Raw genomic sequence first — 16,654 nt, 5'->3', positions numbered from 1 at the left:
GACCGTAAAAATTGTGGTATATATGAAACTGGTTATGATATTCCTAACCATTGCTTCTGTGCAGGTTGCTGCCAATAGTTATGGACAAAATGTTTCAATCGATGTGCACCGTACATCTTTTAAAATGGTACTAGGAGAAATTCGAAAACAAACAGGTAAAGATTTTATTTATAACTCTTCTGTTATCAATGAGTACAAGAAGGTCAACCTTACTGTCGATAATATGCATTGGTCCGAAGCTCTAGAAGCACTTCTTCACGATCAAGGCTTAACGTATACGACAAAAGGGAATACTGTGCTTTTAAAGAAGGGCTCCATGAGTAGATCGTCGCTTAATAATTCAGATCGAAATGTACAAACAGGTTTAAAAGGCGCTGTCATTGGCGTTGACGGGCAGCCTGTAGTTGGCGCTACGGTTTCTTTGGTAGGTTCTTCGAGAAGCACAGCCACCAACGAGCTAGGTGTTTTTTCTTTTGATAATGTTCCAGCATCTGGGCAACTATCTGTGCAGAGCTTGGGCTATCAGTCGGTCACGGTTGCTTATCAAGACTATTTGGTTCCTGATATTGTGTTGGTGTCTATGGTCGAAGCTATGGACGAAGTGGTTGTTGTAGGCTATGGTGTACAAAAAAAATCAGAAATGATCGGTTCGGTCTCCGAAGTCAAAGGCGATGCTATCGCCAAGCGTAGTGTTCCCCAGCTTTCTCAAGCACTAGCCGGTCAGATGCCGGGTGTCACGGTTATCCAGCGTTCGGGCCAGCCTGGTGCCTCTGGGGGCAACATACAGATTAGGGGTGTGGGCTCTTTTGGTGCCGGTACAGGAGCGTTGATCTTGGTGGACGGCATCCCGACAAACTCTTTTAATGATATTGACCCCAATGATGTGGCTTCTATTTCTGTATTAAAAGACGCTTCTTCAGCAGCTATTTATGGAGCGCGTGCAGCCAATGGTGTTATTTTAGTCACTACTAAAACCGGAGCCACGAAAGATAAGCTTAGCATCGGCTACTCGGGCTATACCGGTATACAAAAGCCAACAGCCTATCCCGAGTTTGTCAACTCTTGGGAGTATGCTACAGCAATGAACGAAACCACGGGCGGTGGAGGCGGTTATTCGGATGAGGAGATCCAGAAGTTTAAGGACGGCTCCGACCCCGACAACTATCCCAACAGTGATTTCTTGGGCGGATTCTTCAAAGGCAGCGCCATGCAAACTGGCCATAACTTTAACCTTTCAAATAATACCGAGCGTATGCAGTATAGTTTTTCGTTGGGTTATTTAAATCAGCAAGGAATTGTAAAGAAAAACAGCTACGACCGCTATAATACACGTCTAAACCTCGTCACAAATATTCGAGAGAACCTAAAATTAACTACTAGATTGTCCGCTATTCAAACGCTTGATAAGCAGCCGGCGCCACCGGCAACTTTAGACTTTAACGATATGATCGGTATGATTTCTAATGTTGTTCGTTTTCCGGCAATTTATCCTATTCAATTAGCCAATGGCGATTGGGGCACCGGAAATAACCAAAAGGGAACGCCGATATCATTTTTAGAAAGCGATTCATTTTTTAAAGACCGCTACTCTAATATGGGGGGTAATATCCGGTTAGACTGGACTGTCTTATCAGGTTTAACTTTGTCTGCCATAGGAGGCTATACGCAAGAGTCTAATCGCTCAAAGCGGTTCTTAGCAACGCAAAGACTGAACGATAGAATTAATTTAGGCCCGGCTACGTTAAATCAAAACAACCCTTATAACGATTATAAAACATTCCAGGCATTAGCCGAGTACAACAAGAGCTTTGGCAAACACGACATTAAAGTTTTAGGAGGATACTCTTATGAAGAAGGCTATAACGAATACTTAACGGCTTTCCGTCAAAACTTTCCAACAAACTCCTTAACAGAACTGAATGTCGGCTCGCCCGAGGGCCAGCAAAATTCAGGGTATGCTTCGGAATGGGGCTTAGAATCTCTTTTTGCCCGCTTACAGTATAATTTTAATCGTCGCTACCTGCTGGAAGGGGTTGTCCGCTACGACGGTTCCTCCCGCTTCCCGACTAGTAAAAAATATGCCGTTTTCCCTTCTGTTGCGGCAGGCTGGTTGCTCACCGAAGAAGAGTTCCTTAAGGGCAGATTCCAATGGCTTAACGAACTAAAGCTTAAAGGGTCTTTTGGTGTCTTGGGTAATCAAAATATTGGCAACTATCCTTACCAAAGTATTTTAAATAGTGGTTATAATTACCCATTTGGAGGGGCTATCAGCCCGGGGGTTGCGCAGAAAGCAATTGTTGACCCCAATTTGAAATGGGAGTCCACCCGCACAGCAGATGTCGGCCTAGAAGGAAGCTTCTTAAACCGTGCATTAACCTTTAGCGCCACCTATTACGACCGCTATACTTATGATATTTTAGTTAGCCCGGGAGGTAGTGTGTCTGACGTATTGGGCTTTGACGTTGGCCTGCAAAACTCCGGAAAATTAAAAAACAAAGGATGGGAGTTTATGCTAGGGTACAACAAGAGGGTGAACGACTGGTCTTATGGTGCAACAGTCAATTACTCCACAGTTAGTAACGAAGTGATTGATTTGGGCGTTGGTAATGTCACGCAGCCCAACGGTTTAGTAGGCAATGGCTCTACTTTATTTATTGGCTATCCTATACAAATGTATTATGGGTATAAAACAGATGGTTTATTTGTTGATGAGGCAGATGTTAGCTCTTGGGCTAATATGAATGCGATAAACCCGAATGCTAAACCCGGCGATATTCGCTACTTAGATATCAGCGGCCCTGACGGTGTGCCGGACGGCAAGGTCGACCCCGTGTATGACCGCACTGTTTTGGGCTCTCAAATTCCGAAACATACCTATGGTCTGAACTTAAATGTAAGCTATAAAAACATCGATTTTAGCGCTTTGCTACAGGGTGTCTCCGGTGTGACAGGGCAGCTCAATGGTTTTGCCGGCACAGCGCTGCATAATTTAGGTAATATCCAGAGATGGCAGTACGAAGGACGCTGGACAACAGCTAACCCCGATCGAAATGCCTTACACCCACGGATGGAGCAAATCCCTAGTTCAGGTACGCCTAATACGTTAAGCTCTGATTTTTGGTTGCTAAATGCTTCTTACCTACGCTTAAAAAATATTCAGGTGGGTTATACCTTACCTAAAACATTAACAAATAACTGGAAAATAGATGGCTTAAGAATACACGCCAGTGCGGAGAATTTATTTACCAAACATTCTTATCGTCAAGGATGGGATCCAGAGATCAACTCCGGAGGTGGTTATTATCCAATCATGCGCACGTTTACTTTTGGTGTTAACCTTAATTTCTAACTACTTAATTCATCGCAGAATATGTTGAACTTAAATTTTAAATATAAAAATATATACGCTGGTTTGTTGGGGATTAGCCTACTCTTTGTTAGCTGCCAAGACCAGTTAGAAACAAACCCTTTAGATCAGTTTGCAAACGAATCATTTTGGAAAAGTGAAAACGATGCTTTGCTAGCGATTACCGGCCTGTACCGCGGGGAAATACAAATGAATAATGGCGCCGAGTACACGCTTTCTGACTGGTGGTCTTATTACGGGCTTTTGTATCTGGAGTTTGCCTCCGATAATGCTTATGATCGAAGAGGCGATAACGCCGATCTGACAAAACTTTCCGACGGCACATTGACCTCCAGTGTTGGTGTTTTGAGAAACTTTTGGCGCAACTCCTATAAGCGTATTGCGAGAGCCAATTTCTTTTTAGAAAACATCAGTAAAGCTCCTCTTGATGAAGCAACGCGTAATCGTTATGTAGCTGAGGCCCGTTTTATTCGAGCTGCTCAATACTACTACTTATCGCAGCACTTTGGTTCTGTGCCGTTAGTAACAAAAGTTTTAACGCTACATGAAGCCAATAATGTTGATAAGGCGAGTAAGGAAGAAATTGTTGCTTTCGTTCATAAAGAATTTACTGAAGCAATTGAAGCATTGCCGAGCCACGCAAATCTTACTACGCAAGAGCGTGGGCGCATTACAAAGCAGGGGGTGTGGGCTTTTTTAGGACGTCTGCAATTGTCAGAAAAAGACTATCGCGGTGCAATTAACAGCTATCAGTCTATTATAAGCGCCAACGAGAACAGCATTGATGCTAATTATAGCAGCTTATTCGATGGAACAAACGAGACTAGCAACGAAATATTATTTGCAACACAATATTTAACCGATTTAGCGAGTAACGCTATGTTACAGCATCAATATCCGGCAACAGCCGGTGGGTGGCACCTGCACAATCCGTTGGGTAGTCTGGTCGAGGCTTATGGGTTTAACGACGGAACGATGTTTAGCTATGAGGATATGCGTTATGACGCAACCGACTTAACAAAAGGCCGCGATCCTCGTTTAAGTTATACCATTATTACCAATGGCGATAAGTTTAAAGACTTCGAGTATCAGAGCCACCCGGACTTAACTTCTTCTAAAGATCAGCTAACAACAACCAAGCAAGCGACCCGTACAGGATATGGGCTGCGTAAATTTAACAATGAAAAATTCACCGGCGATCTACAAAACTCAGGCATAGATCTGCCTGTTATACGTTATGCGGAAGTTTTGCTTAGCTATTTAGAGGCCAAGTTGGAAAATGGCGATGCTATCGATCAGGCACTATTAGATGCTACCATCAATAAAGTAAGGGCTAGAGCGTCCGTCAACATGCCTGCCATACAGGTGACCGATGCAGCAACCCTTCGGCCAATCCTGCGCAATGAGCGTCGCGTTGAGTTGGCGCTCGAGGGTATCCGCTATTGGGATTTGTTGCGTTGGGACATTGCTCACGATGTGCTGCAAGGCGAGTTTTATGGAGCGCCATTTCCCGATGCCAATAATTTACGGGTGAACCCTAGCGGTGTCAAAGATCAGTACAGCAGGTGGTATGTCACGAGCAAAAAGTTCAGGAAAGGACAGGATCGCTATTGGCCTGTGCCACAGAGCGAGGTTAACGTTAATCCGAAGCTTAAATAGTTATGTATAATCTTATGTTGCAGGCTACTCACTATGTGATAATGCCTGCAGCATAAATTTGGTCAAAGACGAAATAGATATGAGATGTAAAAGACCTATGCTTTTTGAGGTGTTATGTGTTTGTGTGCTGCTTACTTTAACTCTAAAAACAGTCAAAGCACAAGGCCAACAAAATAAGCCCAATGTCATCTTGATTTATGCAGATGACTTGGGTTACGGCGACGTCAGCAGCTATGGCGCTACGAAGTTGAGCACCCCGCATATTGATGCGCTTGCCGCGCAGGGTGTTCGTTTCACCAATGCGCATAGTTCGTCCGCTACGTGTACGCCCTCACGTTTTTCTTTACTTACTGGGGTATATCCCTGGCGACAAGAGGGGACGGGCATATTACCCGGGGATGCAAAGCTTATTATCCCTACAGATAAAACCACCCTACCTAAAGTATTTCAGCAGTCAGGTTATAAGACGGCAGTCGTCGGCAAGTGGCATTTAGGATTGGGCGGCGACGGCGAAAAAAACTGGAACGAACGTATAAAGCTGGGGCCTAATGATGTTGGGTTCGATTTTTCGTTTATCTTTCCGGCTACAAATGATAGGACACCGACCGTATTTCTAGAAAATCAACGAGTTATAGGTCTGGATCCTGCCGATCCGTTGGAGGTAAACTACAAAGAGAAAATTGGCAATGACCCTACGGCCGCAGAGAACCCTGAATTGTTGAAAATACACGCCAATTTTGGTCATAAGAATACGATAGTTAATGGTTTAGGCCGTATCGGGTTTATGAAAGGGGGGCATCAAGCACGTTGGGTAGATGAGGAAATTACACCAACTTTTCTGCATGTAAGTAAAAAATTTATACGTGAAAATGCGGAGAGTCCTTTCTTTTTGTTTTTTTCGCTTAACGATCCGCATGCGCCTCGTGTTCCTGCCACTTTTTTTAAAGGGAAAAGCGGTTTAGGCCCTCGTGGTGATGCTATCTTACAGCTGGATTGGACTGTTGGCGAAATCATGCGTGAGCTGCGGTATTTAGGTATTGACGAGCATACGATTGTTATCTTCTCTAGTGATAATGGAGCTGTCTTGATCGACGATTATGAAGACGGGTCAGTTGCCATGTTAAACGGGCATACGCCTTCGGGGAGTTTGCGTGGGGGCAAATATAGTGTTTTTGAAGGCGGAACAAGGGTTCCTTTTATAGTGCGTGGGCCAGGGGCTGAGCAGGGCAAAGTGTCGCATGCACTTATCGGACAAATGGATCTGTTGGCCTCTATGGCTCAGATGCTAGGGCTATCTGTCCCTCAAGAAGCAGTTGATAGCGAGCCGCTAATGAGCGCTTTATTGGGGCAAAGTGTGACAGGTAGAGATCATTTGATCGAGCATGCAGGAACCTTATCGGTGCTAAAAGGCAAGTGGAAATATATCGCGCCAAGTAAAGGACCTGCTAAAAGCTCGTTTACAGATACTGAATTAGGTAATTTAGCCACAGCTCAACTTTATGATTTGAGTGTAGATTTGGGTGAACAACACAATATTGCTGAAAAGCATCCAGAGGTAGTGCAAGAATTAGAAACGATTTTACGTCAAGAAAGAGAGAAAACTTACAACAAATAATGCAATGAAAACACAGTACAACTGATGTACTCAATTGAATAACAAAACAATAAATTTATAGATGAAGAAAAAAGTAATCAATCTCTTGGTCATGGGCTGCCTGTTGTCAGGTTTATCCACAGGTAAACTTTGGGCACAGAACGCACCAGCCAAGCCCAATGTAATTTTGATTTATGCTGATGATTTAGGCTATGGTGATTTAGGCAGCTATGGTGCCGATAAAATACACACCCCAAATTTGGATAGGCTAGCGGCAAGTGGTGTGCGTTTTACCAATGCGCATAGTTCTTCCGCTACGTGTACGCCTTCTCGTTTTGCTTTGATGACGGGTGTTTACCCTTGGCGACAATCCGGCACAGGCGTGTTGCCTGGCGACGCTAAACTTATTGTGCCTACTGATAAGCCTACATTGGCTACAGTATTTAAAGATGCAGGCTATCGCACGGCAGTTGTTGGCAAATGGCATTTGGGTCTGGGGACTCAGGTCGAGAAAAACTGGAACGATGTTGTTGCGCCTGGGCCCAATCAGGTAGGGTTCGATTATTCTTTTATTTTCCCGGCCACAGCTGATCGTGTGCCTACCGTTTTCATGGAAAATCAGCGAGTCGTAGGTTTAGACCCGAACGATCCTATCGAAGTGAATTATAAAACAAAGATAGGAAATGATCCTACCGGTAAAGAAAACCCAGAATTATTGAAAATGCCGGCTTCACCTAACCATGGGCACGACAATACCATTGTCAACGGGATAGGTCGCATCGGTTATATGACTGGTGGGCATCAGGCCCGTTGGGTCGATGAGGAAGTCTCTACCACCTTTTTAGATGTCGCTCAGGGGTTTATCCGTGACAATAAAAGCAACCCTTTTTTTCTGTTTTTCGCCTTAACCGAGCCGCATGTTCCACGTATGCCGGCAACTTATTTTAAGGGAAAGAGCGATTTAGGCTACCGCGGTGATGCTATTTTACAATTAGATTGGACAGTAGGCGAAGTGATGCGCGAATTGGATTATCTAGGGCTAACAGAGAATACGATTATCGTTTTTTCAAGCGATAATGGTCCCGTTCTGGATGATGGCTATGTTGACGGGGCGGTAACACAGCGTAACGGGCACAACCCCGCAGGGCCTTTAAGAGGAGGTAAGTACAGCATTTTCGAGGGTGGCACACGTGTACCTTTTATTGTAAGTGGAAAGGGTATACAGCAGAATGCTGTTTCTGATGCGTTATTGGGGCAGATAGATCTGTTGGCTTCTTTCTCTACTATGCTAGGACAGAAAGTTCCTGCGTCGGCTATTGATAGCGAGCCACTTTATGAAGCACTTCAAGGCAATACTTCTCAGGGAAGAGCGATTATGGTCGAGCATGCCGGAACGCTGGCTATTGTGAAAGGCAACTGGAAATATATAGCACCGAGCAATGGAGCTGCTTACAGTAAACTGACCGATACGGAGTATGGAAATAATCCGGAAGATCAGCTTTACGATCTGAGCGCCGATATTGGCGAGAAAGTAAATCTTGCCGGTAAACATCCACAGCTTGTCAAAGAGTTAAAGGCGCTTCTGCAGGCGGAGCGTGACAAGCAGTAAATTTCTTAAAAATATAAAATATCAACCGTGTAGTCTATAACTGGGCTACACGGTTTTTTACAAGTATATATTGTCAGTTATTCCGTTATTAACTGTGTTTTTTAACATTAGTAAATGTTAATCTCTTTCCTTTTTTTAGTTTGCCACAGGTTTTTTATTTTAAAATAAAGATTTAGCCCAAACACTTGCCGCTGGTTTATTGTTCTATAGGCAAATTATTTATGAAGTATGCATGTGGTAAATTCTATAAATACGGATGTATTTAAATGCTCATTATATGATTACTAGTTATTTATGCATCTTTTTTGGTATATAAAAAAATAAAACACGAATAATTATACATAGATGAAAAACAATCTCTTCAAGCCTTGTCTCTTTGCATTTTATGTTATGTTAATATCCTGTAGCAAAGACGACTCCTCAGGTGCAGGCAACACCCCGACATTTGATAATCTGGGCACCAATAAGTCAATCCTCACGAGTAGTAACGGGAAAGTCTATCGTGTAAATGCTACTGATGGTAAGGCGGATATGCTATTTGATTTCGGTAAGCAAAACGATGTGTCGGGGCTGGATTCGGACGGCACGGCTGTTTATACCGGAGATGAGAGCAACACCATTAATTCAATTAACTTGTCGAGCAAACAGCTTTTATGGCGTAAGACTTTTTTTAAGGAAGAATCTATAACTGCGAGTGAGGTGCAAACAGCTGTGAAAGATGGCATTTGCTATACCATAGGGCATTCTGGAATAGCTGTAGCTCTTAAAGCAGACGGCACTCCATTATGGTCGCGTACCTTAGATCCTGATTTTGACGGCACGCGCAACAGCTTTTACCCTACCTATCTGAGCGTGCAGGATCAATATGTGATCGTAGGCTCCAGCAGTACGGTTTTTTGGGGCGACGAAAGAAATAAGGTGCATCTATTGGATAAAGCGACTGGCAAGTCTATACAGACATTTAGCCTTCCTGCAGAAACAGCAGTAACGGGTAGGGTTAAAATTTCAGGAGGCAAACTGCTTGTGCCCATGAATGACCTGGTCGCGCTGGAGCTTTCCAGTGGTAAGGAGCTGTGGCGTTTAGCTATGCCTGATGCGAGCCTGGGCGCCGGAACTCCTACTGTTGCGGGAGGTAAAGTGCTTTTGCACGGTAGCCGTACTGTAGGTATGGGTGGGAAGCTTTTTTGCCTAGATATTAATAACGGGCAGGTGCTTTGGGAGGTAGATAGCGGAGGGGATATGGTATGGTACTATACGCCAACTGTTATCGACAATAGGTATGTCTTAGGCGTTTACGAAGAGGGAAGCACCGTCAACGCTGATGGTAGGCCTTATTTGGTTCGGTTAGAAGATGGCGCTAAGGTATGGCAAAACGATAATATTGGCCTAGATGCTTCAGCTACTTATGCTAATGGCCATTTGTATGCATATGGGAATAATTTGTTAGGGCAAGGCGAATCAGTGGGATTAATGGCTTTGAACGCAGCTAATGGTACCCTTGAGTGGCTTAATGCCGATTTAAATGGCATCAGTAATGCAGATCCTGTAATACTGGCCGATAATGGAATTTTCAAGAGCCCGTCTGCTCCTGATAAGTAGTGTGGCAGGTGTGAATAAAACATTCGTCTTTTAAGAAATAAGTTAAATGTTTAAAAAAAAATGTTTATATTTATCTGTTATTTGAATGAAAACAATTTTAGGAGAAAGCCCTTACTATTTATGTAAGAGCTTTCTTTTTTTTTTATTGCTACCTAGAGTTGTCTGAACAAATGCAACATGCTTTCTAGCGGCTATTGCCAGTGTAGTGCAGCCCTTATGCCAATTATTAATTTAAAACTCGTTGAGGACGGGGAAGACGAAAATCAGGGTGGCTATCATACTACAGGTACCTATGAACTTACTAAAGATGAATTGGTGCTTAAACAGACCATCATTGATATGTATGAAGAGAAAAAAGCAACATTTGGCTATACCGAGAAACTAAGACGTAAAAAATAAGCACTTTACGTCAAGAAATAAGTTTGCGCATACGTTATATATAAAAGCCACTTGTAAAAGTGGTTTTTTTATGCCCACTGCTCTTTATCGAGGGTAGCACCAAGCCTATGATAGGGCCTTCGCCGTTGCCACCGCTCATATTCCTTTTTACTTTTTAGCTTCTTTTGGTTTCTTTATGTTGTTTCGCTGTCTTCCTCTTGTTTCAGTCGGAGCACAGCCTTGCCAGCTTCGGTCTTATAGCAGCTTTGTGGACTTGCGTGCTAATTATTTTAGTTTTAATTGGTTTTTTTGTATATTTGTTTAATAATCAATTATAAACGATATGGCTACATCAAAAAAACACCTTGGTAAATACGTCGATCCACGAACCGACTTTGGTATAAAGTTTTATTTTGGGCGAGAAGAGAATAAAATCTTATTGATCGAATTTCTTAACAGTCTGTTTGAAGGTGAAAAAGTAATTGTCGATCTAAAGTATAAGACCGTAGAGCATGATGGAGATCAGGAGGATATGCGTCGCGTTGTTTTCGACTTACACTGCATAGGTAGTGATGGTGAAATTTTTATAGTCGAATTTCAACAATTATTTCAGGAGTTTTTTAAAGACCGTGCTGTGTTCTATACCTCGCGGTTGATTAATAAGCAGCTTGCCAAAGGGAAGAAAGGGAATGATTATCATTTGCCAGAAGTTTACTTCGTTGGTATTTTGGAGTTCGATATGAATGGGGGCTCGAATGTTGCACTCTCCCGGGAGACCGATCGTCCCTATTTCTATGACGTAGCCTTATGTGATAAACATACCCATGAGGTTTTTTATGACAAGCTGGGTTATAAGATGGTATCCCTTCCTGTTTTTAATAAGCAGCCAAAGGAATTGGAGACGATAATGGATCAATGGCTCTATCTTCTTAAGCATCTGAGTACCATGGATAAGCTGCCTTCATTTTTGGACAAACGGATATTTGGTCGTATCTTTGCTATAGGAGAGATAGGAAAATTAAAAGAGGAGGATCTAATGTCATATGAGGCAAGTTTAAAACAAAGACGGGACGCTGAAAGCGTTTTTAATTCTGCGTTACGCTCTGGTCATGCCAAGGGTAAGGCTGAAGGTCGAGCTGAAGGTCGAGCTGAAGGTTTGGCTGAAGGTTTGGCTGAAGGCGAGCATAAAAAAGCTATTGAATCTGCTACTAAGATGTTGAAAAATGGATTCGAGGTCAAGATGATCTCTGAAATACTTGGATTGACGATTGAAGAGGTAGAAAAATTGAAATAGTTTATAAAAGATAATTATAGAGAAGCCATTTGGAAATACCAGATGGCTTTTTTATGCCTTCTGCTCATTATCGAGGGCAGCACCAAGCCTATGAGAGGGAGTTGGTCATTGCCGCCGCTCATATTCCCCTTTTACTTTTTAGCTTCTTTTGCTTTTTACCTTCTTTTGGTTTCTTTATGTTGTTTCGCTGTCTTCCTCTTGTTTTAGTTGGAGTGCAGCCTTGCCACTAGAATAAGTAGTGGTTAAAAAAAAGCTAAAATAATTAGTTTTTTAGCTATTTGTTTACTATCTTTGCCTAGTAACCATTTGATAAACAGTTATGAGTAGAAGAGTAAGGCGGGTCGACGATCTTCTTTGGAAATCTATATTGGAGCAGACCTTTTCCCATTTTTTGCAGTTTATGTTTCCGAATGCGGATACTGAGTTTGATCTGAGCAAACCTTTCGATTATCTAGATAAGGAATTTGAAACGTTATTCCCTCCACAGGCCAATGGGGCTGGGGTGCGCTTTGTTGACAAGCTTGTTAAAGTTCACCTTAAACATGGTGGTGAGCAGTATATCCTATGTCATATTGAGGTGCAGAGTAGCAAGGGAAAGGGCGATCTTGCCGAGCGTATGTTTCAATACTACTATAAGATATACGATCGATATAAGGTGCCAGTTACAGCAATCGCTATTCTTGCAGATAGTAATAAGAGCTATCGTCCCAAGGTGTATATACGTGAGTTCATGTCTACCAAGATTCGGTACGATTTCAACAGCTATAAAATCTTGGATCAGGATGAGGCCGATCTTCGCTGCAATAGCAATCCATTTTCGGTAGTTGTATTAACGGCGTTACTGGCTATATTGCATAAAAACATAACAGACGATCAGCTTAAAGACATCAAGCACGATCTTTATGATGAAATGATGAAGCGTAAGATGGAAAAGAAGACACGTCAAGGGCTCTATGATTTTTTAACATATTATGTTAATTTTGATAACCAGCAGGTTTTGAGTATGTTTCCTCTAAATAATAGTTTTATAGGAGGAGGAGAGCTAAAAAACCATTTTATGAGATGTGTTTTTTAGGTTTGAATCAGAAATAGAAGACAAAATAGGAAGGAGTATTAGTATGGGCACTCGAGAATATTAGACAAGGCAAAAATGGAAGGAATCCAGACTGGAATAGAAAAAGGAATTAAGACTGGAATGGAAAAGGGAAAAGCCGATGGTGAGCGTAAAAAAGCCATTGCCATAGCTTTAGAGTTTAAGAAAATGGGCCTACCTATTGCAGATATTGCTAAGGGCACAGGCCTTTCTATAGAAGAGGTAGAAAACCTCTAGATAATAGATATTATATTTATAAGTTTTTAAGCCGTCCTGATGTAAATTGGGGACGGCTTTTTGTCAACCTAAAGTTATGTTATCATAAATTTTGCTTGTAACAGTAAACTATGTTATTTTACTATTTCCAAACAGAAATTTTTGTGTGTGATGTTTTAAAAGCTTTGAATGTTAAGTAGCCACATACCGCCACTATCACTATAGCCAAAACAATAGATCCTACAACGCCCAACTGCTCCGCAACAGTTGCTAAAATTTTCTTCACACCGGATCTTCTACCACTCAAATCCAGTACTTTTCCGGCTTCAATTTCTTTGGACATCATGACTAAGGAGTAGCCGAAGAACCCCGCAACAAAAGTGTATAGCAGATTGCGCACCCACGATTTATCCTTCGTTATCTCTATATGCTCTTTCAATCCACTTTGCCGTGTTATTTGCAAAACAGCTTCGTCCATTTGTTCATTCGATATGAAATCCGCTACTACAGCCTGGTACTTTTCAGGCTCTTTTACGTCAATATCAAGTAAAAATTGTTGATTCTCACTAATAGGTGTTAAGCTCTCTATTTGTGCATACGGAATGAAAATAATATCTTTTTCAAACTCTTTAGGGTTGCCTTCAAAACGCATCAATACTGATTCCTCAAGTTCTTTTTCCGAAAAGTACAATCCATTATCCGTTATCCAGCGAGTTTTGAATACTAAACTAGAATTTTGGTAATATTTAATCATAAAAATTATTTTGTCGGGCAAAGGTAGTAGATTATATGAATCTAGATATATCGAGTTCATAAAATTTGTTTTTTTGTCCGTTTGTCGATCTTTAACTTTTTTACATTCTCCTTCCTTTTTTATGTTGTTTCGCTGTCTTCCTCTTGTTTCAGTCGGAGCACAGTCTTTCTATTAATATTTATTTTTCTCTGATGCGTAGGGTACTAAAGATAGTACTGCTTGGAGAGCAATTGTTAAAAATTAGTCAAAGGTTAGTTTTACTTGAATTAGGAGAGGATTTATCTTGGCAATTTCACTCTTAACAGACACTATATAAAAAATTATTCATCATGCATGGCATTAAACTCTTCATCGGTTACAGGCTCTAGCCATACTGCACTGCCAATTTGCGTATTGGTACCTATAGCGATGTGTGTCATTGGTTCAGTCTGTGTAGCGCCATGCCAATGCGCTATATTAGGAGGGCATTTGACAACTTCTCCTGCTCGAATCACTTCTATAGGTTTTCCTCTTTCTTGGTATAGCCCTTTGCCATCAGTTACCAGTAGTATCTGTCCGCCCTCATGGTAATGCCAATTTGTTCTTGCTCCTGGCTCAAAAGTTACAGAGCCGATATTGACATGGTGGGTAGTATCGGTTTCTACAAGATGATTTAACCATACCGTTCCTACAAAATTAGCACTTACTATCTTTTCTCCCTTCACGAAAGGCGTTTTGCTTTTCTTAGGCTCTTTAGTAAACATACAGGCTGTTATAGTTAGTCCAATGGCTGTTAGCCCTGCAAATAAAAGCAGTCTTTTTATTTTTATAAATACCATTTTTTAATTTTTATAAATTTATGTTGTAAAAATCGACTAGTTTTTTTACTGCTTTTTTCACAACCTCTGGTTTCCAATATGTTTCTATATGTGTCGCTCCTTCTAGGATAAACAGCTCTTTTTTTTGCGTATTATTAGCTTTAACAATAGCTTCATCAGTCATGTATTTTGTATCTGCTTCGCTTCCTGCAATCATTAGGAGAGGTTGCTCAATAAGCTCCATATTACTGGTCGCATCAAAAGTCATCAGATCTAATAAACTACTTAACGTATATCGAAAGGTCGAGTTTGGGTGTTTATGTGTCCTGTAGTAATATATATAGCCTTCGCGGTACAAGTCTGTTGGTATCGTAGCTATTTCTTCATCAGTAGGGTTCATTGTCCCAGTATAAATTACTTCACCTCCTGCAGCTTCTTGCGCGCGGGCTTCGCTAGCTTGTATCAAGCGGTCTTGTATCGTGTTTATCTGCGATTTTTGAAAACCATTGCGTCTTACCTCTCCCGAGTTGAACATGCTTAAAGTTGCGACACTCGCAAAACGTTTGTCGGCCTGTGCTGCTTTTAAAGCATAGCCACCTCCGCCACAGATACCCAATAAGCCTATTTTCCCTAAATCAACACCATCAAATTGTGAGATAAAATCAGCCATTGCATGTATATCCTCAACTCTATTGGCCGGCTTATCTGTATTTCTAGGTAGTCCGCCGCTAGCTCCTTGATACGCAGCATCTGCCACAATCGTTATATAGCCTGCTTCGGCCAAACGTTGTGCATATAAACCTGACACCTGTTCTTTGACCCCACCATTGGGGTGTGCTACCACAATTGCGGGATACTTTTTAGACCGGTCAAAACCAGCTGGTGTATACACATTAGCGGCGATGTCAACGTCTTTAATTTTGTAAGCTACTGGCGTAATATTTACTTTGCCCGTCTCATTTTTATCAATAGCTCCATCATATACAAGCGTATATAGGTTTTTTGGCTTCGGTTCTTGCCCTGATTGTGCTTTGACTATTTTATTACTTGTCACAAGCATTGCAAAAATAAATAGTGGTGTAAATCTCTTCATATCCTATTTTTTTGACAGTAGTACTTCATTCAAAACTTCGTGGGCTTGCTCTGCTTCTTTTTCTCCCACGCTTGTTGCAATTATATCTACACATTGTTGTAGTTGTTCGGACGTAAGGCCTAGATGCAGGCAAATATTTAAATGCGATCGAAGCATAGGTTCTACTCCGCCTATGCTACTCAGTACGGCTACAGTCACTAGTTCCCGTTCGCTATAGTTTAGTACATCTCTTTCGAATATATCGGCAAAAAGATGTTCTTTTAGAAAAACTTCTATTATAGGAGCAAATGCTGCGTAGCCTGTTTTTGTTTCATTTTCTCTTACACCTGTAAGCTTCTTCAATACCTCTTTTCCACGTTCATACTTTTCTTCTGTTGTATCAATCGTTGATGCCACTATGCCGTCTGCATCAACAATGCCTCTTGCCTTTCGCTCATCTATCACCGTCATGAAAGTCTGTAGAGCCCGTATACTTCGTGGAAAACCTGCGTAAGCATAAACGTGTATCAAACTTTCTTTAATCTGGTTCACTGTCAAACCTGCATTAAGTCCCTTTTCCAGTTGGCTTTTTAAACGCTGTAAATCACCTTTTGCAGCCAGCCCGCCAATACTAACCAAATTTTGTTCTTTCGCATTTAACCTCATAACGGGAGCCGTTTGGCTGTAACTATTTTGCATACTTAGTAGCATATTAAATATTAATGCTAAGCCTACAATAATTTTTGTTTTCTTCATCAGCTCTTAAAGTCTTTAAATTTAGTTGTTTGGTGTAAGCAGTCGGGTAAACGACATCGCTGACAACTTCCAGTCGCCTTGCTGTTTAACATATACTTCTGTTACCATAAAAAGGTTGGTTACTTCGTTACCACCCACCACTGCCAATAAATCGATCCTATTCAGTAGAATTGCAGTGTCGTTTATTCTATTTACCGAGACTTCGTGGATGTCTGCTTTTTTGTACCATATATTACCATTTTTTATCACACTTATTTCTTGCTCTTTCCCCCATGTACCTCCCATGTGCACAAACATTGATTTCTCATGAAAAAGTTTAGTTAGAGGCTCTGTATCTTTTTCAGACATCCAAGTCCATTTTTCTTTAGAAAGCTCTATGATTTTCTGGGTTTCGGCATCCTGTTGTGCAAATGATACTTTTAAGCCAAGTAAGGCTATAATAAACCCTGTGGTAATTGTTTTCATA

14 protein-coding genes are annotated in these 16,654 nt (G+C 41.5%); 9 read left to right on the top strand and 5 right to left on the bottom strand.

From position 1 onward, the window contains the following. Positions 1–34: 34 nt before the first annotated feature. From ORI89_RS02930 to ORI89_RS02890, 9 genes are all read left to right on the top strand, one after another. Positions 35–3,349, top strand: coding sequence for a TonB-dependent receptor (locus ORI89_RS02930; RefSeq protein ID WP_268228929.1), 3,315 nt, complete (start codon positions 35–37; stop codon positions 3,347–3,349). A gap of 21 nt (positions 3,350–3,370) precedes the next feature. Continuing rightward, positions 3,371–5,026, top strand: a complete 1,656-nt coding sequence (locus ORI89_RS02925) for a RagB/SusD family nutrient uptake outer membrane protein (RefSeq protein ID WP_268228928.1) — start codon at positions 3,371–3,373, stop codon at positions 5,024–5,026. 79 nt (positions 5,027–5,105) lie between these two features. Further along, complete coding sequence (locus ORI89_RS02920; protein WP_268228927.1) at positions 5,106–6,641, top strand: sulfatase family protein; 1,536 nt, start codon at positions 5,106–5,108, stop codon at positions 6,639–6,641. Between the two features lie 61 nt (positions 6,642–6,702). After that, on the top strand, positions 6,703–8,229 hold the full coding sequence (locus tag ORI89_RS02915) for a sulfatase family protein (protein WP_268228926.1): 1,527 nt from the start codon (positions 6,703–6,705) through the stop codon (positions 8,227–8,229). A 345-nt stretch (positions 8,230–8,574) separates the two neighbouring features. After that, positions 8,575–9,828 carry an outer membrane protein assembly factor BamB family protein gene (locus ORI89_RS02910; RefSeq protein WP_268228925.1) on the top strand — a complete coding sequence of 418 codons (1,254 nt, stop codon included), beginning with the start codon at positions 8,575–8,577 and terminating at the stop codon, positions 9,826–9,828. Between the two features lie 216 nt (positions 9,829–10,044). Then, on the top strand, positions 10,045–10,227 hold the full coding sequence (locus ORI89_RS02905; protein WP_268228924.1) for a hypothetical protein: 183 nt from the start codon (positions 10,045–10,047) through the stop codon (positions 10,225–10,227). Between the two features lie 322 nt (positions 10,228–10,549). Beyond that, on the top strand, positions 10,550–11,500 hold the full coding sequence (locus tag ORI89_RS02900) for an Rpn family recombination-promoting nuclease/putative transposase (RefSeq protein ID WP_268228923.1): 951 nt from the start codon (positions 10,550–10,552) through the stop codon (positions 11,498–11,500). A 319-nt stretch (positions 11,501–11,819) separates the two neighbouring features. Then, positions 11,820–12,575, top strand: a complete 756-nt coding sequence (locus tag ORI89_RS02895) for a hypothetical protein (protein WP_268228922.1) — start codon at positions 11,820–11,822, stop codon at positions 12,573–12,575. Between the two features lie 75 nt (positions 12,576–12,650). Beyond that, positions 12,651–12,830, top strand: a complete 180-nt coding sequence (locus tag ORI89_RS02890) for a hypothetical protein (RefSeq protein WP_268228921.1) — start codon at positions 12,651–12,653, stop codon at positions 12,828–12,830. 121 nt (positions 12,831–12,951) lie between these two features. Here the strand turns inward: ORI89_RS02890 and ORI89_RS02885 are convergent, their stop codons facing one another. The 5 genes from ORI89_RS02885 to ORI89_RS02865 form a co-directional block, all read right to left on the bottom strand. Next, positions 12,952–13,623: a hypothetical protein gene (locus ORI89_RS02885; RefSeq protein ID WP_268228920.1), complete on the bottom strand. Its 672-nt coding sequence runs from the start codon at positions 13,621–13,623 to the stop codon at positions 12,952–12,954. 260 nt (positions 13,624–13,883) lie between these two features. Next, a complete protein-coding gene (locus ORI89_RS02880) occupies positions 13,884–14,381 on the bottom strand; it encodes a cupin domain-containing protein (RefSeq protein WP_268228919.1) in 498 nt (165 codons plus the stop codon). A 10-nt stretch (positions 14,382–14,391) separates the two neighbouring features. Further along, entirely contained in the window at positions 14,392–15,453 is a 1,062-nt protein-coding gene (locus ORI89_RS02875; protein ID WP_268228918.1) for an alpha/beta hydrolase, read from the bottom strand. A gap of 3 nt (positions 15,454–15,456) precedes the next feature. Next, a complete protein-coding gene (locus tag ORI89_RS02870; RefSeq protein ID WP_268228917.1) occupies positions 15,457–16,188 on the bottom strand; it encodes a carboxymuconolactone decarboxylase family protein in 732 nt (243 codons plus the stop codon). Positions 16,189–16,209: 21 nt separating this feature from the next. Beyond that, positions 16,210–16,653, bottom strand: coding sequence for a nuclear transport factor 2 family protein (locus ORI89_RS02865; RefSeq protein WP_268228916.1), 444 nt, complete (start codon positions 16,651–16,653; stop codon positions 16,210–16,212). Position 16,654: the final 1 nt, after the last annotated feature.

This window comes from Sphingobacterium sp. UT-1RO-CII-1, assembly GCF_026711005.1.
GTDB lineage: Bacteria > Bacteroidota > Bacteroidia > Sphingobacteriales > Sphingobacteriaceae > Sphingobacterium.
The sequence above is the reverse complement of the archived record's forward strand: the minus strand, read 5'-3'. Positions and strand labels throughout refer to the sequence as shown.